Raw genomic sequence first — 23,905 nt, 5'->3', positions numbered from 1 at the left:
GACCTTTGCTATTGACTCACGGGCGACGACGCACAAACTTGCGCCACAGCCAAACCCACAGCATAAACAACGGGAAGGCCAGGATCAGGAACGGCAGCGCGTAACTGCCTTTCTCCAGCGCATCGACGGCGCCATCGGCGAGGTTGTCCAGCAGATTGCTGAACGCCCGGCTCAGGTGCGACGAGCGACTGCTGGCGCCGGTCGGCTGGAATGACAGCGTGACCCGATTGGTGTCCAGTCGGCGCTGCTGACCAGCGGCGACCTGGGCCAGGGCTTGCAGCTCGTTTTCGATGCCGGCCTGCTCTTTGCTCAGGGCGATCAGGTCGGTGACGCTGATGTCCCGGCGACTCGCCAGTTCGTCCAGGCGTTGCTGCTGAGCCTTGAGCCGTTCCTGGCGGCGGCGGGTGTCATCCACCGCATCGGCGAGGTCTTCGGCAGAAGTGACTCGCTGGCCCATTTCGCCGCCCTCGGCAGCCATCGCCACCAACGGTTCGACGCCAGCGGGGGCGATGCGCAAGGTGATTTCGGCGCGGCCGGCACCTTGCTCGATGCGCAACACGTTACAGGCACCGAAACGTGCGGTTTCGCAGGCCTCGCGGGTGGCCTGTAAGCGCGGCGCGATTTGCGCTTGGGGCAGCAACAGTTGCAATTGGTGCTCATAAGCGAGCATCGCGCCGCCACGTCCCTGTTCACCGGCTAGACTGGCCGATGACGACCGTTCGCTTGGCGAGCAGCCGCTCAGGGCCAGGCAGGCCAGTACAAACCAATAGACGCGAGGCATTGAGGCAGGTTTGCCATCCGGTTGGCGCATGTTCGATCCTTGAGGTGTGCAGCGGGACGTCAGCAGTGCGCCCCGGGAGCGCGCATCTTACCTGCATCATTCGGCCAAATGGCAGCGAACCTGCTCCGTGCCCCATCGTCTACTCACTGATTGTTTGTTCGCCGGGAGGGCGCGACATGTATCAGCTTTACGGACAACAGAACTCCGGCGCGGCGGCGATAGAAGCGGCCCTCGAACTCTGCGCGATCCCTTATCGGTTTATCGATGTCGCCGGTTCCGCAGAGGCGGCCCATGCGCTGGAAAAGCTCAACCCGATGAAGCAGATCCCGACACTGGAGCTGCCTGACGGCAGTGCTCTGACCGAGAGCGCGGCGATCCTCATTCACTTGGGGCTGACTTTTCCCTCGTCGGGCCTGCTGCCAGACAACCCGGCAGAGCGGGATCAGGCCATTCGCGGCCTGGTCTACATCATCTGCAATTGCTATCAGGCCATAGGCCTCATCGACTACCCCGAACGCTGGTTGGCCGAGGCTGACGAATCGTCCAGGGAAAACCTCATGGCCGGCGCTCGTGCGCGATTGCATTGGAGTTGGGAGGTGTTTGCCGATCAGTTTTCCGGTGAGCTGTACCTGGGCGCCGAGATCCCGGGAGCGCTGGATGTGCTGGCAGCAGTGGTGACGCGCTGGGCCGGGAGCCGGGAGCATTTACGCAGTGCCAGACCGGGTTTTTACGCCTGGCTGACGCGGATTGATCGGCATCCGACCTTGGCGCCGGTCTTTGCCCGGCATTGGCCGACCTGAACCGTACCGCCGATCAACTGCCCTGATTGTCCTTGAGACCACCGAAAATCAAATGTGGGAGCGGGCTTGCTCGCGAATTCGGTGCATCAGTCGACGATGATGGCGGCTGACACAACGCATTCGCGAGCAAGCCCGCTCCCACAAGGGATTTGCGGTTTAGTGAGATCGCGCCCGATCACTCCCCGCGAATGTACTGCTCCAACTGACGAATCAATTCCGCCTGTTCGGCAATCGCTTCCTTGACCAGGTCACCGATGGACAGCAAGCCCAGCAACTTGCCGTTCTCCACCACAGGCAGGTGGCGCAGGCGTCTGTCGGACATGATACCCAGGCAGGTATCGACGGTTTGGTGGGTGTCGACGGTGATCACCGGGGACGCCATGATGTCGCGTACCGGGGTGCCCACCGAAGAGCGGCCGTGCAGCACCAGTTTGCGCGCGTAGTCGCGCTCACTGATGATGCCCAGCACTTCGTCGTTCTCCACCACCAGCAAGGCACCGACGTTCTTCTCGGCCATCTTCATCAGTGCTTCGAGCACCATGTGGTCGGGTTTGATCTGGTGCACTTCCTGATTCTTCTGATCTTTCAACTTGAGCAGTTGGGCGACGGTTTTCATGGCGGCTTCTCAGGTGTTGTCGTTGTTCTTGAAGAATCGTAGACCCAAGCGCGCAGGGCAAGGCGCAAAGCGGCAGATAACACGCAAAAAACGTCATTTGGCGGTTTTTCTTCCGAAAACCTCGCGAACCAGCTCGATAAACGCGCGTAAACCGGCGGGAACATGTCGGTTGGCCGGGTAATAGAGACAGAGGCCGGGGTAGGGCGGCAACCAGTCTTGCAGCACCCGAATCAACCGACCGGCGGCCAGATGCCCGGCAATCGAATGTTCGTTGGTACAGGCCAGCCCTACACCTTGAAGCGCGGCGTCGACGATCAGTTGATGGCTGTCGAGGGTGAGCGGGCCGTTGACGTCGATGATCTGCTGTTGGCCACGTTTTTCGAATTCCCAACGGTATAGCGTGCCGCTGGCAAACCGCGTGCGAATGCAGCTGTGCCCAGCCAGATCCGTCGGTGAACGGGGTTTGGGATGGCGGGCGAAATAGTCGGGCGACCCGACCACCGCAAACTTCAGCGGCGGGCTACAGGGCACGGCAATCATGTCCAGGGGGACGCTGTCGGACAGGCGGATACCGGCGTCGAACCCGTCGGCGACAATGTCCACCAACGCGGTGTCGGTGACGATGTCCAGGCGCATGTCCGGGTAACGTTTGAGGAATTCCACCACCACCGGGGTCATGAGCATCTGCACCGCGCCTTCAGTGGCGTTGATCCGCAGGGTGCCGCTCGGTGTGTCGCGAAACTGGTTCACGGCCTCCATCGCCGCCGAGATCTCGTGCAGCGCCGGCCGCACCCGGGCCAGGAACTGCTCGCCGGCCTCCGATAACGAGACGCTACGGGTGGTGCGATTGAACAGACGCACGCCCATGCGCTGCTCCAGCGCAGCAATGGCGTGGCTCATGGCCGAGGGCGACATACCCAGTTCATCCGCCGCGCGGCGGAAACTGCGGTGGGTTGAAACGGCGACCACGGCGTTGAGTTCCAATAAACCCATCTTCTGCATTGTGCTGTTTCCTGCATCAGTTCATCCCATATTAGCCCGATTGTTTGAAGGACGGCTGGGGCCTACCTTGGTATCTGACCCACCGCAAATCTCTTGTGGGAGCGGGCTTGCTCGCGAAAGCGGACTGACATTCAACATTGATGTCGACTGACACGGCCTCTTCGCGAGCAAGCCCGCTCCCACAAGGGGATCTCATTTTTAATCGGGAATTTCACATGACCCAGACCGTCCTCATCACCGGCGCCTCCACCGGCTTCGGCCAATCCGCCGCGCAACTGTTCGCAGCCCTTGGCTGGAACGTCGTGGCTACCATGCGCAACCCCGCTGCCGGCGCCCCACTGGCCACCCTTGAAAACGTGCTGGTGACCCGTCTCGACGTCCAGGACGCCGGCAGTATCAGCACCGCCATTGCGGCGGGGATCGAGCGCTTCGGTGCAATCGATGTATTGGTCAACAACGCGGGTTTCGGCCTGTTCGGTGTGTTCGAAGGGACATCCCGGGAGAAGATCCGCGAGCAGTTCGACGTCAACGTCTTCGGCGTGATGGACGTGACCCGGGCGATCCTGCCGCACTTTCGTCAGCGCCAGGCCGGGGTGATCATCAATGTCAGTTCCGGTGCCGGGGTGTTTGGGTTGCCGATGATTTCGGCCTACACCGCCAGCAAATTTGCGCTGGAAGGGTTTTCCGAGTCGCTGTCCTATGAACTGGCGTCGCAGAACATCACCGTGAAAATCGTCGAGCCGGGCGGGGTGGTCAGCACTGAGTTTGGTTCGCGCTCGGCAGCTGAGGCTGCGCAATTGAACGCGCCGAGGGCTTACGACAATTTTGTCGGGGCGGCGATGAAGGTATTCGAAGGGTTGCGCGGCGAACGCCTGGCCACCTCCGAGGACGTGGCGCAGGTGATCGTTGATGCAGCCAGTGACGGGACTGACCGGTTGCGCTATGTGGCGACCCAGGACATCGAGCCACTGGTGAAAGCACGGCGGGAAACATCGGAATTTGAATACATGGCGATGATGCGCGGGAAGTTCGCTGACCTGTGACATGAAGCGAAAACTGTGGGAGCGGGCTTGCTCGCGAAAGCGGCGTGTCAGCCACCATCATCGTCGACTGACACGCCGCCTTCGCGAGCAAGCCCGCTCCCACAGGTTTCGCATCCACCTCGCCGAGAGCGCTATCCCCGGCAATGACGCGTAGAATTGCGCCCTGAATCAGATTCGAGGTTGCAGTGGTGGATTTACAGCAGGGCTTCGTCCTGACCCGGCATTGGCGCGATACCCCGGCCGGCACCGAAGTCGAGTTCTGGCTGGCGACCGATGCCGGTCCCCGGCGCATCCGCCTGCCTCATCAACCGTCGGTGGCCTTCATCCCGGCGGAGCAGCGCGAGCAGGCCGAAACCGTGTTGCGCGGGGAAAAGAACGTCGAACTGCGGCCCTTGGCCCTGCTGGATTTCGAGCATCGTCCGGTGCTCGGCCTGTATTGCCAGCAGCACGGCCAGTTGATGCGGCTGGAAACCGCGCTGCGCAAGGTCGGGGTCGAGATGTTCGAAGCCGACGTGCGCCCGCCGGAACGCTACATGATGGAGCGTTTCATCACCGCGCCCGTGCAGTTCGGTGGCACACCCAACGCCGAAGGCCTGCTGCTCGACGCGCAAATGAAACCGGCCCCCGGTTACCGGCCGAATCTGCGACTGGTGTCCCTCGACATCGAAACCACCGCCCAGGGCGAACTCTATTCCATCGCGCTGGAAGGCTGCGGCGAGCGTCAGGTGTACATGCTCGGCCCACCCAACGGTGACGCCCGCGCGGTGGATTTCCAGCTCGAATACTGCGACTCCCGAACCCTGCTACTGAAAAAACTCAACGAATGGTTCGCCCGACACGATCCCGACGCGATCATCGGCTGGAACGTCGTGCAGTTCGACCTGCGTGTCCTCCACGAGCACGCCCGGCGCCTTGCGGTGCCGCTGAAACTGGGGCGTGGCGGCGAAGAAATGCAGTGGCGCGAGCACGGCAGCCGCAATCATTACTTCGCCTCGGCGGCCGGGCGCTTGATCATCGACGGCATCGAATCCCTGCGTTCGGCGACCTGGAGCTTCCCCTCGTTCAGCCTGGAAAACGTCGCACAAACCCTGCTCGGCGAAGGCAAGGCGATCAGCACGCCGTACCAGCGCATGGACGAAATCAACCGCATGTTCGCCGAAGACAAACCGGCGCTGGCCACCTACAACCTCAAGGATTGCGAACTGGTCACGCGGATCTTCGCCAAAACCGAGTTGCTGACCTTCCTGCTGGAACGGGCCAGCGTCACCGGTTTGCCGGCGGATCGCAGCGGCGGTTCGGTGGCGGCGTTCACGCACCTGTATATGCCGCTGATGCACCGTCAGGGCTTCGTCGCGCCGAACCTCGGCGGCAAACCACCCCAGGCCAGCCCCGGCGGTTTTGTGATGGACTCGCAACCGGGGTTGTACGAGTCAGTGCTGGTGCTCGACTACAAAAGCCTTTATCCGTCGATCATCCGTACCTTCCTGATCGACCCGGTAGGGCTGATCGAGGGCCTCAAGCACCCTGACGACAGTGAGTCGGTACCCGGCTTTCGCGGTGCGCGTTTTTCCCGAACCCGGCATTGCCTGCCGGCCATCGTCGCGCGGGTCGCCGAAGGTCGCGAAACCGCCAAGCGTGAACACAACGCGCCGCTGTCCCAGGCCCTGAAAATCATCATGAACGCTTTTTACGGCGTGCTCGGTTCCAGCGGTTGCCGGTTCTTCGATACGCGGCTGGCCTCATCCATCACCCTGCGTGGCCATGAAATCATGCTGCGCACCCGGCAGTTGATCGAAGCCCAGGGCCACGCGGTGATTTATGGCGACACCGACTCGACCTTCGTCTGGCTACGCCGCGCCCACGGTCAGGAAGAAGCGGCGCAGATCGGCCGCGCTTTGGTGGATCACGTCAATCAGTGGTGGCGTGAGCATGTGCAGCAGCAATATGGTCTGGAAAGTGCGCTGGAATTGCAGTTTGAAACCCACTACAAACGCTTCCTGATGCCGACCATTCGCGGGGCCGAGGAGGGCAGCAAGAAGCGTTACGCCGGGTTGGTCACCCGCGCTGACGGCACTGACGAAATGATCTACAAGGGCCTGGAAACCGTACGCACCGACTGGTCGCTGCTGGCCCGGCAATTTCAGCAGGAGCTGTACTCGCGGATCTTCCATCGCCAGCCGTATCAGGACTATGTGCGCGACTACGTGCGCAAGACCCTCGCCGGTGAGTTCGACGACCGCCTGGTCTATCGCAAGCGACTGCGCCGCACCCTCGACGAATATGAGCGCAACGTGCCGCCCCATGTGCGGGCGGCGCGGATGGCCGACGCCTATAACGAACAGCAGGGCCGCCCGAAGCAATACCAGAATGGCGGCTGGATCAGCTACGTGATCAGCGTCGCCGGGCCGGAGCCGCTGGAGATCCGCAGTGCGCCAATTGACTACGACCACTACGTCACCCGGCAACTGCAACCGGTGGCCGACGCGATCCTGCCGTTCGTCGATGACGACTTCTCAACGCTGATTGGTGGGCAGTTGGGCCTGTTTTAGGTCCAGCAGCGACAGCGTCCAGTCATCCTGTATGCCATGGAAAAATTGATCCAGCGCCCGATGGAACAGGCTGCCGTCGGGGGCAACTTGGGCGAACAGGGTCATGGAGGAGTGAAACTTGAGATCATCGGGATGGCCGAAAATCTCGGCAATCGAGCGTTTTTTCAGGTTCAGCACTAACTGGGTGCAGGTGCGCAACCGTGCGCCCAACAGTGGATGCTTGAGGTAGGCCGCCGCTTCTTCGGCGGAACCAATGGCGAAATGGCGGGACATTTCGCTGCCGCCGAGCCCGGCAATCTGCGGAAAGATGAACCACATCCAGTGCCGGCGTTTCTGGCCGGCGCGTAGCTCCTCCTGAACCCACTCGAACACCGGGTCCTGTGCCTGGACAAAGCGTGGCAGATTGAACGAGTCGAGCTGATCGGTGCTTCTCATTCCGAAGCCCTCTACAGGTCGCGATGGCTCAGACCATGGCCAACCGCTGCTTACGTTGTGGCGCGCGAAACGCTTGGTCCAGCGCCTCCAGATCCGCAGCTTCCAGCTTCAACTGCGCCGCTTGCGCATTGAGCGTCACGTGCTCGGGTCGGACCGCTTTAGGAATCGCAATGACACTGTCCTGACGCAGTATCCATGCCAGCGCTACCTGGGCCGGTGTTACCCCGTGACGGGCGGCCACCTGTTTGAGCGTCGAGTTCACCAGCATATGCCCACCCTGGCCGATCGGACAGTAGGCCATTGTCGGCAGATTGTGTGCCTGGCTCCAGGGCAACAGGTCGAATTCGATGCCGCGCTCTTCCAAGTTGTACAGCACCTGATTGGTGGCGCAGGCCGGTGAGGCCAGTTCGTGCAAGTCGTCGAGGTCGAAATTGGACACGCCCCAGCGACCGATCCTGCCGTCTTCGCGCAGGCGTTCGAAGGCTTCGACGGTTTCCTCCAGTGGGTATTGGCCGCGCCAGTGCAGCAGGTACAAATCGATGTAATCGGTGTTCAAGCGCCGCAGGCTGCGCTCACAGGCCTGGGGAATGCCTTTGCGGCTGGCGTTGTGCGGGTAGACCTTGCTGACCAGAAAGACCTTGTCACGAAGACCTGCGATGGCTTCACCGACCACTTCTTCAGCACCGCCCTCGGCGTACATTTCGGCGCTGTCGATCAGGGTCATGCCCAGTTCGATGCCCTGGCGCAGGGCCGCGACTTCATTACGGTGCGCCGAGCGATCCTCGCCCATGCGCCAAGTGCCCTGGCCGATGACCGGTACGTTGACGCCAGCCAGTTCAAGGGTCCGCATGAAAAACCTCCTTTTTGGAAACGCGATGGATACTTCAGTGGGCAGCAGATTAGCCCATGGGTTCCGTCGTGCTCCAGCAGGCAGGACGCAGTTCTTTGATGGATCTATGTCGCCAGACACTCCGCTATCTCGAGCAGGGGATAGTGGTTGTTCATGAATGCCCGGTTCACCACCGAACAACTGTGGGAGCGGGCTTGCTCGCGAATGCGGTTGATCATTCAACAGTGATGCCGACTGACACAGCCTCTTCGCGAGCAAGATCAGCTCCTACAGGGATTGCGTCAACCGGGGGTTATTTGGTGGAGAATTTGAACAGTGTGCTCTGGGTATACGTCTTGCCCGGATCCAACCGCGTACTCGGGAAATTCGACTGATTCGGCGAGTCTGGATAATGCTGGGTCTCCAGGGTGAACGCGCCCCAATGCGGATAAACCTTGCCAGCCTTGCCCTTGACCGTGCCGTCGAGGAAGTTGCTGGTGTAGAACTGCACGCCCGGCTCGGTGGTGTAGAGCTGCAAGCGGCGGCCGGAGGCCGGGTCGAGGACATCGGCAGCGAGTTGACCTACGTCACCCTCGGCATCCAGAGCCCAGTTGAAATCAAAACCACCTTGTTTTGGCTCGGCAAACTTCAACTGCGGATGATCAGCCTTGATATTTTTGCCGATGGCCGTCGGTTGAGTGAAGTCCATGGGCGTGCCGCTGACCGCCAGCAGTTCGCCGGTGGGGATCAGTTTGTCGTTGACCGGGGTGTAATGGTCGGCGTGCAACGTGACGAGTTGTTTGAGCACATCGCCATTGCCCGCGCCGGCCAGGTTGAAATAACTGTGGTTGGTCAGGTTCAGCACGGTGGGTTTGTCGGTGCTGGCCTTGTACTCAATGCGCAGTTCGTTCTTCTCGGTGAGGCTGTAAGTCACCTCGGTTTTCATGTTGCCGGGAAAGCCCATTTCACCGTCCTTCGACAGGTACGTCAGGGTGACGCCCACCGAATCATCGGTTTTGCTCGGCTCAGCCTTCCAGACGTGTTTGTCGAAACCTTGAGTGCCTCCGTGCAAGGAGTTCGGGCCGTCATTTTTCGGCACTTGATAGTGTTGGCCGTCCAGTTCAAAAGCACCATTGGCCAGGCGATTGCCATAGCGGCCAATGGTCGCGCCGAAATACGCGGTGCCAGCCTGATAACCCTGGACGTTATCGAAACCCAGGACGATGTCTTCGGCCTTGCCGTTTCTGTCCGGCACTTTCAGCGATTGCAACGTGGCGCCGTAGGTAATGACCGTGGCTTGCAGACCATGGCTGTTGCGCAAGATGTATTGCTCGACGGGTGTGCCGTCATTGGTCTTGCCGAAAGCTTTGTGCTCGCTGGACAGGCCGGTGGCGTAGGTGGGTAGAGTGGCGATCATTAGGGACAGTCCAAGGGCGGAAAGCAGAAAGCGGGGTTGAAGCATGGCTGAGCTTCCTTTTTGTTGTTTTCAGTGGGTATTCAAATCTGACAGTCAGTTGTGAGGAATGGCTCACTAGTCATACTAAAGGATGTGTTGATCTGGATTTATAGCTGATAAGGCAACTATTTCAATTGTAAAGTCTGACTAAACTGTTGGTGCTCATGACCATAGATCGCCCGGATGCCGTCGACACTGCACTTTTCTGAATTAACCGGCTCTATCCATGGCCAGGCTGCGGCGACTTCCGCCGCGCAGGAATGTGTCAGCCCAATCACCCATGGTTCGAGTCTTACCCCACCTGAAAACCCGAGTTCGCCTGCTGGTGTGTCTGTCGATGCTCCTCGCCAGCGGTTGCAGCCAGCAGCAGGGCAGTGATGTCATCAACCAGTTCCGTGAAGGCAAACCACAGGAATTTCTCCAGACCAGCGTTGATCGCATGGCCACGTTGTCGATGCACGACAACCTGCAAAGCCTCTATCTGCTGATGAGCAAACTCTATCTGCGTAACCCCGAAGAGCTGAAGAAATCCGGCTTCCTCGATGCCCGCACGGCTGAAAAACAGGTGCGCATGGCCATCGAACAGCAAGAGCCATTGCCGACCCTGGGCGGCAAAAAAGACCTGGCGGCGTTGAGCTACGCGATGAGCCCGGAGTTTCTGGGTGACCGGGTCGGCGCTTTCATCTATGCCATCGGCAGCATGCTGGTCACCGCCCACGGCAATCGGCTGGAGTTCTACATGACCGACGCGATCAACCCGGTCTTCGTCAGCAACGCCGCGCGCAACATCGAGAAAGCCACGTGGATCCTGAGCCAACGGCAAAACAAGCATGGCGAACCGTTGCTGTTCTCCAACGAAATCTCGGAGGAGGGCAGCAACCTGAGTTTCGCCGTGGAATTCGGCAAGATCGTCGCGCGCCTGGACCTGCTGACCCAGCTGCTGGACGAGCGTTATCGGCGCATCGGTTTGAATTATGCGCAGAGTCTGTTGTTTTTGAATTTCTTGCCGGTGCAGTGAATCGGGTAGAGTGGCGCGGGTTTTGTATACAATTTTCCGTCAACATTGACTGGAAGGAGCCGCAGACGTCATGACCGACAACGCCACCGCCGAACGTGGGCTGCTGGAACGCAGCACTCGCACGGACAAACTGCCCTATGCCGCGTTGTTGGCGTTCGCCATGACCGGCTTCATCGCGATCCTCACCGAAACCTTGCCTGCCGGCCTGCTGCCACAAATTGGTGCCGGGCTAGGCGTGAGTGAGGTGCTGGCCGGCCAACTCGTGACGCTCTATGCCCTCGGCTCGCTGGTGGCCGCTATTCCGTTGACGGTAGCCACCCGTGGCTGGCGCCGTCGGCCGGTGCTGCTGATGACCGTTGGCGGGTTTCTGGTGTTCAACACCATCACCACGCTGTCGACCCATTACGGTGTGACGTTGGTCTCGCGGTTTCTGGCCGGGATGGCGGCGGGGTTGTCCTGGGGAATCATGGCCGGGTATGCGCGGCGGCTGGTACCCACGCATTTGCAGGGCGAGGGCCCTGGCGATCGCGATGCTCGGTACACCGATTGCGCTGTCCTTGGGCACCCCGGCGGGCACCTGGCTCGGCAACCTGATCGGTTGGCGTGCCTCGTTCGGCATCATGTCGGCGCTGGCGCTGGGGCTGGCGGCGTGGATTGTGCTGGTTGTGCCGGACAAACCCGGCCAGACCGACACCCAGCGCTTGCCCCTGGCCGAGGTGTTCCGCATGCCGGGAGTACGGCCGGTGCTATTCGTCGTGCTGACGTGGATGCTCGGGCACAACATTCTTTACACCTATATCGCGCCGTTCCTGGTGCAGTCCGGGCTGGGCGAGCGGGTGGACCTGGTGCTGCTGGTGTTCGGCATCAGTTCGCTGGCGGGGATCTGGATCACTGGCGTACTGGTAGACCGCTGGTTGCGCAAACTGACGTTGATCAGCCTGGCGGTGTTTGCATTGACGGCGCTGGTGTTGGCCGTGGCCATGTCGTCGCCGTGGGTGGTCTGTGCCTGCGTGGCGGTGTGGGGGCTGTCGTTTGGCGGCTCGGCCACGCTGTTGCTGACAGCGGCGGCAGACTCGGCGGGTGAACACGTCGACGTGGTGCAAGCCATGCTCACCACCTCCTGGAACGTCGCCATCGCCGGGGGCGGCCTGTTTGGTGGCCTGCTGCTGGACCGCGTCGGGGTCATTTCATTTCCATGGGCACTGCTGGTCCTGTCGCTGATTGCCTTCGCCACGGTGTGGATCAATCGCCACCACAGCTTCAAGCCAGGACGGCGGGTGCACTGACAACCCAATCCATGTAGGAGCGAAGCTTGCTCGCGAAGGCGGACCATCATTCAACCTCTGTATCGACTGACACGGCCTTCGCGAGCAAGCTTCGCTCCTACAGGATTGATGTGTTTTCTGGGTTTTAGACATAACGATAGACCGCATCGATATAAGTAGTTATAAGAAAAATCGCTATGCTGCGGACCAGTTTTTTCATGCGTTTTTTGTGGGCGTGTTAATGGATTTCGGTAATTTCGGATTAGTCGTTGCAGGCTTGGTGGTTGGCTTTATCGTCGGGATGACCGGCGTGGGCGGCGGTTCGCTGATGACGCCGATCCTGTTGTGGTTCGGCGTCAACCCGGCCACCGCGGTAGGCACGGACTTGCTGTACGCGGCCATCACCAAATCCAGCGGCGTGCTGGTGCACCGCAAGAACAAGAACATCGATTGGGCAATCACCGGTTGGCTGACCCTCGGCAGCGTGCCAGCGGTGGCCATGACCCTGTGGTTTCTGAGCAGCCTGCACACCGCGCCCGAGGCGATGAACGCCATCATCAAGCAAGCCCTGGGCTTCGTGCTGTTTGCCACAGCCCTGGCGATTTTCTTCAAAAAACGCCTGCTCGACTTCGCTCACAAACGCGCCGGTGGCAACTACAACCCCAGCGGCACGCGCCTGAACGTGCTGACGGTCATCACTGGCCTGATCCTCGGAACGATGGTTGCCCTGACCTCCATCGGTGCCGGCGCCTTGGGCACCGTGGCGCTGTTCATCCTTTATCCGCTGCTGCCGACCCGCCGCCTGGTCGGCACGGAAATCGCCCACGCCGTGCCCCTGACGCTGGTCGCTGGCCTTGGCCATGCGAGCATGGGCAATATGGATTGGCATGTGCTGGGTTTCCTGCTGGTCGGTTCGCTTCCCGGGATCTGGCTGGGCAGCCACCTGACCGGCCGCATTTCCGACGAACTGCTGCGCCCGTGCCTGGCGACGATGCTGGTGTTGATCGGCTATAAATTGGCGTTTTGATCCACCCAAAATCCTGTTGATCTAACCATGACCTGTGGCGAGGGAGCTTGCTCCCGCTCGGCTGCGGAGCAGTCGTAATACGGCCAGCGCGGTCTTTCTGGAGGATCGTAGGCGATTGGATTGGGGCCGCTTCGCGACCCAGCGGGAGCAAGCTCCCTCGCCACAGATTGCTCCTGACAAAACAATCAGTTTTTTCACTGCGGAGTGCCTGAAAAACAACCCCTTCTCCCCGCACATAGATGCTACGGTGCAAAGCCTGCCTTTCATTCATGCGCGGATGACCTGTCGGCACTCCCCCGTGATTGATCAGGAAGAGGTGACATGTGCACGCGTTAATCGACGCCGCTGAGCATCAACTCCACACCGCCTGGTATTGCCTCGACGCGTTGTCATGACCGCCCCGCCAAAAAGCCTGCCGCTGATTCTCAGCGAGCTGCGCATCGCCACCACCCAGCAGCACCAGTTGTTGGATAAACGCATCCCGTTCTATACGGCTGATCAAAGCCTCTATACCCGACTGATCGAAGCCTATTACGGTTTCTATCGGCCACTGGAAAACCTGCTGTTCCAACTGGCAATGACCATTCCTGACCTGAACTGGCTGATTCGCAGCAAAACCCCCTCCCTGGAAGCCGACCTGAATGCATTGGGCCTGGATGTGGATGAGATTGTGGCGATTCCCCTGTGCCGGTTTTCCCTGAAAATCACCACGGTTGCTGACGTACTGGGCGTGTTGTATGTCCTGGAGGGCGCAACCCTGGGCGGACAATCCCTACGCAACGGGTTGTACTCGCGCCTGGGGATTGATGAACACCGAGGTGGGCGGTTTTTCGCGGTGTATGGCGCGTCGACCTTGATGATGTGGCGAGGCTTTCTGGCCTGTCTGTATGAAGTACGTAACCCTGCCGAACGTGCGCAATCGGTGGTGGCGGCCGAGGCGACCTTCAAGGCGTTCGAGGACTGGCTTGAGAACTGTAAGGTGTTGCAATGAGCCGCCTGAGCGCCGGGCAACTCGATACCGCTCGCCCAATGCGTCAGTGAGGCGATCGATCCGCATTCCGGGAGCGATCCGGCCCCAAGGCGTGCTGCTGACGCTGAGTGAACCTGAGTTGATCATCGGCAAACGCCTCACCACAGATAGCTCTCGGTGTTGATCAAGGCGCAGTGCTGCGCTTCATCACCGTGACCAGGCCGTTGTCGTCCACTTCTTCAATTTCTTCCCAGCCCAGTTTGGCGTACAGCGCTTGAGCGTTGGGGGTACACAGATAGAGTTCCGGCACACCGACCTGCGCGGCTTCCTCAACAATGCGTGTCACCAGTTGCGAGGGAATTCCTCGGCCACGGTGTTCGGGCTTGACGTAGACCCCGGCCAGCCAAGGCGTCAACTGCGGGCGTGAGTCCAGATCGTGGGCCAGCAGCAGGGCGCCGCCAAGCAATTGCGAGTCTTCGATGGCCACCACCACCGTCGGCACCGAACCTCTGCCGCAACTGGCGCGCATGTGTTCGGTTTGTGCCTCAAGGGTATTGCCGGGTTTGTAATGGCCCCACTCGTTGAAATTGAGTTCGGCGAATTCGGCGATCAGGGCGGGGTGATCGCAGAGGTAGTCGAGATGAATGGCCAACTGAAACTCCTTTTCCGGGTGCCGACGATGCGTTCGCAGGCCGGGAACTCCACCATAAAGCGCACATAAACCGTAATCAATTGCTGCTCACAATCCTTCACAGTCTGTTGCGCAATGCCGGCCCTGACCTAAGCTTTGGTCAACGCGAAACATATTCGTGGATCGTCACCCGGAACGATCGCCGCGATGCGCAATCATTAGAGCGTGGATATCAAAAGGAGATGCGCATGCTCATCAGGTCATTGACCCTGGCTACTCTGCTGGCATTCGCCGGCCCCCTGTTCGCCGCCGACAGCGACTCACCCCTGGCTGCGGATGTGGGCAGGGCCCGACCGCTAATCGTAATCGCACCCAGTACCGTCGACCCGGTCTGGGTGAGCCTGAAAAAGTCGTTGGAGGATCCGGCCAACAAACAGGGGATCGCCCAGCGCAATATCAAGGTCTACAGCGTGTTGAACATGTTCGGTCAGCTTGATGGTAAGGATCTCGGCCAGCAGGACACCATGGCGCTCATCCGTTCGCTGAAACTCGGTGCCGGGGCGTTGCCCAAAGTCATCCTGGTGGGCAAGGATGGCGAGACGAAGCTTGAGAGTTCGGGGGAGGAATCGAAGTCAGTCGACTTGAAGAAAGTCTTCGACACCATCGACGCCCTGCCGGCGGCCGAGAAAGAGCTTGCGCCGCCGACCCCGCCACCAGTAGCTGCCGAACCGGCCACGACCAAAGGGGCCAAGGGCACCAAATCGGGTAAACCGGCCAAGCCTGCCAAACCGGTTGAGCAGCCGGATGATTGATTAATCACCTGTAGGAGCGAAGCTTGCTCGCGAAAGCGGCTGAACATTCAGTATTGATGTTGCCTGACACACCGCTTTCGCGAGCAAGCCCGCTCCCACAGGTTTTGTGGTGACCCGGTCAGGCGATGGTGTCCACGACTCCGCCGTCGACCCGCAGCGCCGCGCCGGTAGTGGCCGACGCCTGTGGCGACACCACATAAACGACCATATTCGCCACTTCCTCCATACTCGCCGCCCGTTGAATGATTGACGTCGGACGGTTTGCCATCACAAAGTCCGCCGCCACTTTTTCAATCGGCTCACCGGATTTTTGCTGCGCATCCTTCAGCATGTCCTGCAAACCCTCGGACAACGTCGGCCCCGGCAGAACCGCATTCACCGTCACCCCGGTGCCGGCCATGCGCTTGGCCAAACCACGGGAAATCGACAGGTTGGAAGTCTTGGTAAACCCGTAATGAATCATGTCCGCCGGAATATTCAGCGCCGACTCGGACGAGATAAACACCACCCGGCCCCAACCGTTTTTGGCCATGTCCTGAAGATAGGCCCGGGACAGCCGCACCCCGGACATCACGTTCACTTCGAAGAACTTCTCCCAGACATCATCGTCGGTTTCGAAGAAATCCTGCGGACCGTAGATCCCGACGTTGTTCACCAGAATATCCACGCGGGGCAGCGCCGCGACCATCGCTTTACACCCCTCGGCGGTGCCGACATCGGCAGCGATGCCACGCACGTTGGCGGAGGGGAGCAGGTGCTTGAGTTGGGTGACAGCGGCGTCGACAGCGTCTTGCTTGCGGCCGTTGATCACCACCTCGGCACCGGACAGGGCCAGGCCTTTGGCGATGGTAAAACCGATGCCTTGGGTGGAGCCGGTGATAAGGGCGGTTTTGGTGGAGAGATCGATGTTCATGGAGGGATCGCTCTTGAAGGGAGATAAGAGGGATGACTGCGTGGCGGTTAGCCTAGTTCAAGAGATCGCTAAACTTGTGTCCTGCACTAACTCCCTGACCACAAGGTCGCGTTCCAACCGGTTATTTGATTGGTAACCACCCCTGTGGCGAGGGAGCTTGCTCCCGCTCGGCTGCACAGCAGTCGTAAAACCTGCGCTGAGGTGTGTCTGAAGGGGCGCGGTTGCTGGTTTTGGGGCTGCTTCGCAGCCCAACGGGGCAAGCCCCTCGCCACAATCCATTTTTTGATGGGTAACCACACCACAAAAGAACGGTGCCGGGGATTATTCGGCCAGTGCGCTCAGGATTTGATGAGCAGCCTTGACCCGTTCCGGGATCGGGAAGTTTTTGTTGGCCAGGATCACGATACCAATGTCTTTGGCGGGCACGAACGCAACATAAGTACCGAAGCCACCGGTAGAGCCGGTTTTGTTGATCAATACACTGCCTGGCTCAGGCTGCGGCGGGTTCAGCCATTGGACTTTATGCGCTTCCATGGCCATCGGCGTCGAGTTACCGGCCAGCAATTTATCGAGGGTGATCGGGTAGGTGTAGCGTTCCCAACCCAAGCCCTGAGTCATGTCACCAACCGTGTAGTAACCGGTATGAGTCGCTGCAATGGCTTTCTGCATTGGCGCTTCAAGTCCCGAAGGTTTCAGGTTCGCCTCAACAAACCGAATCATGTCCGCCGCACTGGTTTTCACACCGTATGCTTCAGAGTCCAGCGCCCCCGGGCTGACGCGCACAGGCTTGTCGTTCTTGTCATAGCCCTGAGCGTAAATCTCCATCTGATCTTGCGGCACTTTGAGGTAGGTGTGCTTCAACCCGAGTTTCGGCAACAGCGTCTTCTCCATCACCTCATCAAAAGGCTGGCCCAGGCTTTGCGCGGCCAGATACCCGAACAGCCCGATGCTGGGGTTCGAATATTGACGATGGGTGCCGGCGGCATACACCGGTTTCCACTGTTTGAAGTAGCCGAGCATTTTATCTGCGTGATCGAACGCATCAGGGAACTGCAACGGCAATCCACCGGCGGTGTAAGTACCCAGTTGCAACACGCTGACGTTATCGAACGCACTGCCGCGCAACGCCGGCAAGACCTGGCTGGCCTTATCGGTAACGGACAGTTTGCCGGTGGCCTGGGCGTAGCCGCCGAGAGTGGCGGTGAAGGTTTTGCTTACCGAGCCGATTTCGAACAGGGTGTTTTCGGTGACCGCTTGGGCGTTTTCTTTGTTGGCGACGCCGTAGTTAAAGTAATGCGGCTTGCCATCGATGGTCACTGCCACGGCCATGCCGGGAACGCCTTGGGCTTGCATGATGGGGCGAATGGCGGCGTCGACCGCGCTTTGAATCTGCTGGTCTGTCTGACCTTGCGCCAAGCACGGGCCAGCGCTGAGTAATGCTGCGCAAGCCCCGAAAATAGTCAGTCTGGTCATGGTGATTGTGTCCGTCATTGGTTCTATTCCATGCGAATTGGTTCGGCTAAGCGGTAGACTGCCCGCCACCGGCCGGTGAACGGCGAGGCAAATTTAGGCAGTGCGCCGCTGATCGACAACCGATGATATTTCGCACGAGCCATTAGAAAAGTTTGGGAGTGGCCATGATTCGTCCGCAATTACCATTGAACGCTCTGCGCGCCTTCGAGGCCTCGGCGCGGCATTTGAGCTTCACCCGGGCGGCGGTGGAGTTGTGCGTCACGCAAGCGGCGGTGAGTCATCAGGTCAAAAGCCTTGAGGCCCAGCTTAACGTAACCCTGTTCAAACGCTTGCCCCGTGGCCTTATGTTGACCAGCGAGGGCGAAACCCTGCTGCCGGTGCTGCGCGAATCCTTCGACCGAATTGCCGAAACACTGGAGCGACTTGAGGGCGGACATTACCGGGAAGTGCTGACGGTGGGTGCCGTGGGGACGTTCGCAGTGGGTTGGCTGTTGCCGCGTCTGGCCGACTTCCAGGCGAAACATCCGTTCATAGATTTACGCCTGTCGACCAACAACAACCGGGTGGATGTGGCCGCTGAAGGGCTGGATTACGCGATTCGTTTTGGCGCCGGGGCGTGGCATGGAATTGAAGCGGTGCGGCTGATCGAGGCGCCGCTGTCGGTGTTGTGCGTTCCCGAGATCGCCCGGCAACTGGCATCACCCGTCGACTTGTTGCAGCAGACGTTGTTGCGTTCGTATCGCACGGATGAATGGCCGGACTGGTTTCAGGCGTCGGGCCTCTCGACCCACGCTGCGCCGCCACAAAGCATTATCTTCGACTCATCGCTGGCGATGATGGAGGCGGCGCTGCAAGGTGCGGGTGTGGCGTTGGCGCCGCCGTTGATGTTCGCTCGGCAATTGGCGGCGGGGGCGATTGAGCAGCCGTTTGCCATTCACATCACCACGGGTAGTTATTGGTTGACGCGCTTGCAGTCGCGGCCTGAAACGCCGGCGATGGTGGCGTTCAAGCAATGGCTTCTACATGCTGCGCAGATGAATGAATGTTAATGCGGACCCTGTGGGAGCGAGCTTGCTCGCGAAGGCGGCGGCACATCCAACATCTATGTGACTGTTAGACCGCTTTCGCGAGCAAGCCCGCTCCCACAGGGATGGTGGTGTGTCAGTCGGGTTAACGCACCAAACACGGCCGTTTGTTATCAAACTTCCAGCCCGGAATCAGAAACTGCATCGCCACGCTGTCATCCCGCGCGCCCAGGCCCATGCCTTTATACAACTCATGCGCCTTGGCCAGTTGATCCAAATCCAGTTCCACACCGAGCCCCGGCTTCTTCGGCACTTGCACACAGCCACCGACAATTTGCAGCGGCGCTTTGGTCAGACGCTGGCCGTCCTGCCAGATCCAGTGTGTATCGATGGCGGTGATTTCACCCGGCGCAGCCGCCGCAACGTGGGTGAACATGGCCAGGGAAATGTCGAAATGGTTGTTGGAATGCGAGCCCCAGGTCAGGCCCCATTCATGGCACATCTGCGCCACCCGAACCGAGCCCTGCATGGTCCAGAAGTGCGGGTCAGCCAGCGGAATATCCACCGATTGCAATTGAATCGCGTGACCCATCTCCCGCCAGTCAGTGGCGATCATATTGGTCGCGGTTTTCAGCCCCGTGGCGCGGCGAAATTCAGCCATGACTTCACGGCCCGAGTAACCGTTCTCCGCCCCGCACGGATCTTCGGCGTACGCCAAGACGTGATGCTGATCGCGGCACAAGCGGATCGCTTCTTTCAGTGACCACGCGCCATTCGGGTCAAGGGTGATGCGCGCATCAGGGAAGCGTTCGGCCAAGGCGGTGACCGCTTCGATTTCTTCATCGCCGCTGAGCACGCCGCCCTTGAGTTTGAAGTCTTTGAAACCGTAACGGGCATGGGCGGCCTCGGCGAGGCGCACTACCGCGTCGGCAGTCATGGCTTTTTCGTGACGCACACGAAACCAGTCGTTGTCGGCGTCTGGTTCGCTGCGGTAGGCCAGATCGGTTTCGTTACGGTCGCCGACGTAAAACAGATAGCCGAGCATTTTCACTTCATCACGCTGCTGGCCTTCGCCGAGCAGCGCCGCGACCGGCACGTCCAGATGCTGGCCGAGCAAGTCGAGCAGGGCGGCCTCCAGGCCAGTGACGGCGTGAATGGTGATGCGCAGGTCGAAGGTTTGCAGGCCGCGGCCGCCGGCATCGCGATCGGCGAAGGTCTGGCGCACCTGATTGAGGATCTTCTGGTAGGTGCCGATGGGGCTGCCGACCACCAGCGAGCGCGCATCTTCCAGGGTCTGGCGAATGCGTTCGCCGCCCGGCACTTCACCGACGCCGGTGTGCCCGGCGTTGTCGGTGAGGATCACGATGTTGCGGGTGAAAAACGGACCGTGAGCACCGCTCAGGTTGAGCAGCATGCCGTCGTGGCCCGCCACCGGAACCACTTGCATGCTGGTGATGATCGGCGCTTTTGCAGTGTCTTGTGCGTTCATTGTTATGTCCTTCAAAACTGAGGTTCAGGCGTGGCTGGAAGCGGGTTTGCCGGGGGCAGCGGCGGGTGCGGTTTTCGGTGTGTTGCGGGCGGCGAAGACAATGATTGCGGCGATGATCGAAGTCGCCGCCAAACCGTAGAGCCCGCCCTGAATCGAACCGGTGTGTTCTTCCAACAGACCGAACGTGGTCGGCGCGACGAAGCCGCCAAGGTTGCCCACCGAGTTGATCAGCGCGATCACGCCGGCAGCGATCCGCGCATCCAGGTACGCCTGGGGAATCGGCCAGAACAGCGACGACGCCGATTTGAAACCCAGCGCCGCGAAGCAGATCGCCACAAAGGCAAAGATCGGTCCGCCGGTGGTGGACATGAACATCCCGGCCGCAGCAATCAGCAGCGCAGCGGCGACCCAGGCTTGCTGGTGTTTCCATTTGGCCGAAAACGCGGCGAAGGCGTACATGCCGACAATCGACAGCAACCACGGGATCGAATTGAACAACCCGACCTGGATGTCGCTGAGGTCGCCCATCTTCTTGATGATGCTCGGCAGCCAGAAGGTCGCGGCATAAATGGTCAACTGAATGAAGAAGTAGATCAGGCAGAAGAGGATGATCTGACGGTCCTTGAGCAGTTTGCCCAGGGACGGTTTGATCGGCGTCGCGGCTTCGCGAGCGAGTTGTTCGTCGTCGATTGCCTTGACCAGCGCGTCCTGTTCGTCGCGGCTCAGCCATTTGGCGTCGTGGGGTTTGGAGTCAAGCCAGAACCAGACGAATACGCACAGCCCAACCGAGAACATGCCTTCAATGAAGTACATCCACTGCCAACCGTGCAGGCCGAAACCATTGAGTTGCAGCAACATCCCGGACAGCGGGCCGGAGATCAGCGACGCAACCGCCGAGCCGCTAAGGAAGATCGCAATCGCCTTACCGCGTTCAAGCCCAGGCAACCAGCGGGTGAAGTAATAAATCACCCCGGGAAAGAACCCGGCTTCGGCAACACCGAGCAGAAAACGCAGGATGTAGAAGTGGGTTTCGTTCTGGATGAACGCCATGCCGGCGGCAACCAGGCCCCAGGTCAGCATGATCCGGGTCAGCCAGATGCGCGCGCCGACTTTTTGCAGAAGCATGTTGGAGGGGACTTCGAACAGCGCGTAACCAATGAAGAACAGGCCGGCACCGAGGCCGTAGGCGGCAGCGCCGATGCCCAGATCCTGCTCCATGTGGGCGCGGACGAAGCCAATGTTTACGCGGTCAATGTAGTTGACGATAAACATGATCACGAACAGCGGCAGGACGTGGCGTTTGACTTTCGAGATGGCGGATTTCAGGACTGAATCGGCGCCGTCGTTTATCGCGGATGCGGATGTACTCACTTGCTTTTCTCCCACTGATTATTTTTATGCGGGGTATTGCTGGGCGTTTCGCGTTGATAGACATCATACAACTAGGTTTTTTGATCCCGCAAGCGCTGATATCCAACGAAATGGCGCTTTATAGGCAATTTGTTATTCTTTTAGATGTTTTGTTCTGGCTGTTTCGAGGGGTTGAAGCGCTGATTGTTGAGTGTTGTCATACAAGTTGAGTGTTGTTTTCATGAGATTCCGGGCGAGCCCGGTGCTACGATCCGGATAGCCCCGCTTTTCGGATGATCGCCATGCAAGAAGACCTCGACGCACCTGCCCGCAAGCGCAGCCACAACCTGGCTCATGACCTGGTGGCCAAGCTGACCCAAAGCATCCTGCTCGGCCAGATGCTGCCGGGAGACAAGCTGCCGTCGGAGAACACGATTGTTCAGGAGCACGGGGTCAGCCGAACGGTGGTGCGTGAGGCGATTTCGAAGCTGCAGGCATCGGGGTTGGTGGAGACCCGTCACGGCATCGGCACGTTCGTGATCGAGCGCGCAGCGGAGCAGGGGCTGCGACTGAACGTCGACACCGCGCTGGGGGTGCGCAGCATTCTGGAATTGCGCATGGGCCTGGAAACCCAGGCTGCCGCGCTAGCTGCGATTCGCCGTACCGATCAGCAATTGGCGCAGATGCGTGAAGCGTTGGATGACTATCAAAGCCTGCTCGCCAACAACGACAGTTGCGTTGAAGCCGACAAGCGCTTTCACCTGCTGATCGCCGAAGCGACCGGCAATGTGTGCTTCACCGAAATCATGCAGCAACTGGGCAGCGCGATGATTCCCCGGACGCGGGTCAACGCGACCGAGCGCGGTTCGACGGATTTGAGCAAGCTCGGGCAACTGGCCAATCAAGAGCACGAAGCAATCCTCAACGCCATCAAACGCCAGGACCCGGACGCAGCGCGGGCGGCGATGTGGCTGCACCTGACCAACAGCCGCGACCGGTTTTCATCAGGGAACACCTGATCCCAACAACACCACAAACCCCTTGTGGGAGCGGGCTTGCTCGCGAAAGCGGTGTATCAGGCAGCATGGATGTCGACTGACACGGCCTCTTCGCGAGCAAGCCCGCTCCCACAGGGGATCTCCAGTGTTCTCGCGGTCAATGTGGGAGCGAGCCTGCTCGCGATAGCGTCAGAAGCCCCACCACTCGCCGCTCCAGATTCAACGCCAACACACTGGTCAACACCACCAGCGCGCCGACGATAACTATCATCGCCGGCCGCTCACCCAGCGCAACCGAGGCAATCGCCATCGCTGTCGGCGGCACCAGGTACAACGTCATCGCCGCACGACTCAAATCCACATGGGCCAGCACAAACGCCCAAGCCAGGTACGCCAAGGCACTCGGAAACACGCCCAACCCAATCACCACTATCTGCACTTTAACCGGCGCTCGCACTACCTGATCCGCCAGCCCTGGCAGATAAACCAACAACAACGCGGTCCCGCACCAGACCGTGTAGCAAGTCAGGGTCAAACCGTCATAACGCCCGGTGTGATGCTTCTGCAGCGCAAAGTAAAAACTCCACGACACCGCCGCCAGCAGGATCAGCAAGCCGTGGGCATCAATGCCGCCGAGGCCTTTATCGCCGGCCATCACAATCACCACGCCGATCAACCCCAGCAACACACAGCCCCAGCGCCAGCCGCTCACCCGATCCTCCATCCGCCGACCCGTCTGGGCCGCTGCGCATCGGCGCCATCGAATCTTCGGCCATCGGTCGATTGCCGCGATTACTCGCCAAGTTCCACCAGCGTTATCCCGGCGTAGCCCTGGAGCTGACCACCGGAACCTGGAGCCAGTTGCTCGACGACACCGCCAATCACCGCCTCGACGGCGCCATCGTTGCAGTGGATGTCGAGCGCTCACAACTCAAGCGCACGCCGATGTACCGCGAAGAGCTGCTGCTGATTGCTTCAACGTCGCTGGGGCCGGTGCGCGACATCGCGGATTTGCAGGACAAAACCGTGTTTATGTGGCTGCAGGGCTGTCCGTATCGGGCGGCGCTGGAACATTGGTTGCTGCGCCAGGGGCAGGCGCTGCCGATTGTCAGCCTGGCCAGTTATGGTGCGATTGTCGGTTGCGTTAGTGCCGGGGCTGGCGTGGCGTTGGTGCCAAAAGGGGTGTTTGATCAGTACGCCAAAGGGGCGGGATGCGCGGGGTATGAATTCCCCGAACTGACGGCTGTCGAGAATTTGTTTTACTGGCATGAAAACGTCGGGGTTCACCCGGCGCGAGAGGCGTTTGTGGGGATGTTGCGCGAAGAGTTCGCGTGATCTTTTGTGGCATTACAAATGACCATTGTGGCGAGGGAGCTTGCTTCCGCTGGGTTGCGAAGCAGCCCCAAAACAGGCAACCGCGATT

The 23,905-nt window shown here is 60.0% G+C and carries 20 protein-coding genes and 3 pseudogenes; 11 read left to right on the top strand and 12 right to left on the bottom strand.

Annotation, left to right across the window (positions count from 1 at the left end; all coding sequences use genetic code 11):
* Positions 1-16: 16 nt before the first annotated feature.
* A complete protein-coding gene (locus RHM58_RS31530; RefSeq protein ID WP_322269125.1) occupies positions 17-811 on the bottom strand; it encodes a DUF4349 domain-containing protein in 795 nt (264 codons plus the stop codon).
* A 146-nt stretch (positions 812-957) separates the two neighbouring features.
* Between RHM58_RS31530 and RHM58_RS31525 the strand changes: the two genes are divergently transcribed.
* Complete coding sequence (locus tag RHM58_RS31525) at positions 958-1,581, top strand: glutathione S-transferase N-terminal domain-containing protein (RefSeq protein ID WP_201256196.1); 624 nt, start codon at positions 958-960, stop codon at positions 1,579-1,581.
* Positions 1,582-1,756: 175 nt separating this feature from the next.
* Here RHM58_RS31525 and RHM58_RS31520 read toward each other — a convergent pair whose 3' ends face one another.
* Both RHM58_RS31520 and RHM58_RS31515 read right to left on the bottom strand, forming a co-directional pair.
* Positions 1,757-2,197 (bottom strand): CBS domain-containing protein, encoded by a 441-nt coding sequence (locus RHM58_RS31520; protein WP_201204781.1) that lies wholly within the window; start codon positions 2,195-2,197, stop codon positions 1,757-1,759.
* 93 nt (positions 2,198-2,290) lie between these two features.
* Positions 2,291-3,199, bottom strand: a complete 909-nt coding sequence (locus RHM58_RS31515; RefSeq protein ID WP_322269124.1) for a LysR family transcriptional regulator — start codon at positions 3,197-3,199, stop codon at positions 2,291-2,293.
* Between the two features lie 215 nt (positions 3,200-3,414).
* On the opposite strand from RHM58_RS31515, the gene RHM58_RS31510 reads away from it, so the two are divergent.
* Entirely contained in the window at positions 3,415-4,242 is an 828-nt protein-coding gene (locus RHM58_RS31510) for an SDR family oxidoreductase (protein WP_322269123.1), read from the top strand.
* Between the two features lie 188 nt (positions 4,243-4,430).
* Positions 4,431-6,791: a DNA polymerase II gene (locus RHM58_RS31500; protein WP_322269122.1), complete on the top strand. Its 2,361-nt coding sequence runs from the start codon at positions 4,431-4,433 to the stop codon at positions 6,789-6,791.
* On the opposite strand, the gene RHM58_RS31495 is transcribed toward RHM58_RS31500, so the two are convergent.
* The 3 genes from RHM58_RS31495 to RHM58_RS31485 form a co-directional block, all read right to left on the bottom strand.
* On the bottom strand, positions 6,756-7,226 hold the full coding sequence (locus RHM58_RS31495; RefSeq protein ID WP_201204777.1) for a DUF1810 domain-containing protein: 471 nt from the start codon (positions 7,224-7,226) through the stop codon (positions 6,756-6,758). The two genes, RHM58_RS31500 and RHM58_RS31495, sit on opposite strands and share 36 nt — an antisense overlap.
* Positions 7,227-7,254: 28 nt before the next feature.
* A complete protein-coding gene (locus tag RHM58_RS31490; protein WP_201204776.1) occupies positions 7,255-8,076 on the bottom strand; it encodes an aldo/keto reductase in 822 nt (273 codons plus the stop codon).
* A gap of 292 nt (positions 8,077-8,368) precedes the next feature.
* Complete coding sequence (locus RHM58_RS31485) at positions 8,369-9,517, bottom strand: aldose epimerase family protein (protein WP_201204775.1); 1,149 nt, start codon at positions 9,515-9,517, stop codon at positions 8,369-8,371.
* A gap of 274 nt (positions 9,518-9,791) precedes the next feature.
* On the opposite strand from RHM58_RS31485, the gene RHM58_RS31480 reads away from it, so the two are divergent.
* The 4 genes and pseudogenes from RHM58_RS31480 to RHM58_RS31465 all read left to right on the top strand — a co-directional run bounded on the left by RHM58_RS31480 (position 9,792) and on the right by RHM58_RS31465 (position 13,812).
* Positions 9,792-10,529, top strand: coding sequence for a hypothetical protein (locus RHM58_RS31480; RefSeq protein ID WP_322269121.1), 738 nt, complete (start codon positions 9,792-9,794; stop codon positions 10,527-10,529).
* Between the two features lie 70 nt (positions 10,530-10,599).
* Positions 10,600-11,815: pseudogene (locus RHM58_RS31475) on the top strand (MFS transporter).
* A gap of 220 nt (positions 11,816-12,035) precedes the next feature.
* Positions 12,036-12,821 (top strand): sulfite exporter TauE/SafE family protein, encoded by a 786-nt coding sequence (locus RHM58_RS31470; protein ID WP_201204772.1) that lies wholly within the window; start codon positions 12,036-12,038, stop codon positions 12,819-12,821.
* 391 nt (positions 12,822-13,212) lie between these two features.
* On the top strand, positions 13,213-13,812 hold the full coding sequence (locus RHM58_RS31465) for a biliverdin-producing heme oxygenase (RefSeq protein ID WP_201256199.1): 600 nt from the start codon (positions 13,213-13,215) through the stop codon (positions 13,810-13,812).
* A gap of 163 nt (positions 13,813-13,975) precedes the next feature.
* Here the strand turns inward: RHM58_RS31465 and RHM58_RS31460 are convergent, their stop codons facing one another.
* Positions 13,976-14,443 (bottom strand): GNAT family N-acetyltransferase, encoded by a 468-nt coding sequence (locus RHM58_RS31460; protein WP_322269120.1) that lies wholly within the window; start codon positions 14,441-14,443, stop codon positions 13,976-13,978.
* A gap of 227 nt (positions 14,444-14,670) precedes the next feature.
* Between RHM58_RS31460 and RHM58_RS31455 the strand changes: the two genes are divergently transcribed.
* The gene (locus RHM58_RS31455) at positions 14,671-15,234 is read left to right on the top strand and encodes a DUF4174 domain-containing protein (protein WP_201256200.1); all 564 of its coding nucleotides are present in this window, start codon (positions 14,671-14,673) and stop codon (positions 15,232-15,234) included.
* Between the two features lie 118 nt (positions 15,235-15,352).
* Here RHM58_RS31455 and RHM58_RS31450 read toward each other — a convergent pair whose 3' ends face one another.
* Positions 15,353-16,147, bottom strand: a complete 795-nt coding sequence (locus tag RHM58_RS31450; RefSeq protein ID WP_322269119.1) for an SDR family NAD(P)-dependent oxidoreductase — start codon at positions 16,145-16,147, stop codon at positions 15,353-15,355.
* Between the two features lie 321 nt (positions 16,148-16,468).
* Entirely contained in the window at positions 16,469-17,638 is a 1,170-nt protein-coding gene (gene ampC, locus RHM58_RS31445) for a class C beta-lactamase (protein ID WP_201256206.1), read from the bottom strand.
* Positions 17,639-17,784: 146 nt separating this feature from the next.
* Here ampC and RHM58_RS31440 point away from each other — a divergent pair, with 146 nt between their 5' ends.
* The gene (locus RHM58_RS31440) at positions 17,785-18,669 is read left to right on the top strand and encodes a LysR family transcriptional regulator (RefSeq protein WP_322269118.1); all 885 of its coding nucleotides are present in this window, start codon (positions 17,785-17,787) and stop codon (positions 18,667-18,669) included.
* 121 nt (positions 18,670-18,790) lie between these two features.
* On the opposite strand, the gene gudD is transcribed toward RHM58_RS31440, so the two are convergent.
* Positions 18,791-20,134, bottom strand: coding sequence for a glucarate dehydratase (gene gudD / locus RHM58_RS31435; protein WP_201255445.1), 1,344 nt, complete (start codon positions 20,132-20,134; stop codon positions 18,791-18,793).
* 24 nt (positions 20,135-20,158) lie between these two features.
* Positions 20,159-21,484, bottom strand: coding sequence for an MFS transporter (locus RHM58_RS31430; protein ID WP_416195351.1), 1,326 nt, complete (start codon positions 21,482-21,484; stop codon positions 20,159-20,161).
* A gap of 302 nt (positions 21,485-21,786) precedes the next feature.
* On the opposite strand from RHM58_RS31430, the gene RHM58_RS31425 reads away from it, so the two are divergent.
* Positions 21,787-22,503 carry a FadR/GntR family transcriptional regulator gene (locus RHM58_RS31425; RefSeq protein ID WP_201255447.1) on the top strand — a complete coding sequence of 239 codons (717 nt, stop codon included), beginning with the start codon at positions 21,787-21,789 and terminating at the stop codon, positions 22,501-22,503.
* 136 nt (positions 22,504-22,639) lie between these two features.
* Here the strand turns inward: RHM58_RS31425 and RHM58_RS31420 are convergent.
* Positions 22,640-23,203: pseudogene (locus RHM58_RS31420) on the bottom strand (DMT family transporter); the annotation flags it as partial.
* Between RHM58_RS31420 and RHM58_RS31415 the strand changes: the two are divergent.
* Positions 23,182-23,817 (top strand): annotated as a pseudogene (locus tag RHM58_RS31415) (LysR substrate-binding domain-containing protein); the annotation flags it as partial. The pseudogenes RHM58_RS31420 and RHM58_RS31415 overlap by 22 nt on opposite strands.
* Between the last annotated feature and the right edge of the window lie 88 nt (positions 23,818-23,905).

Origin of the sequence: Pseudomonas sp. 10S4 (genome assembly GCF_034344865.1) — a bacterium.
Classification (GTDB): domain Bacteria; phylum Pseudomonadota; class Gammaproteobacteria; order Pseudomonadales; family Pseudomonadaceae; genus Aquipseudomonas.
This window is presented reverse-complemented; position numbering and strand designations above follow the sequence as displayed.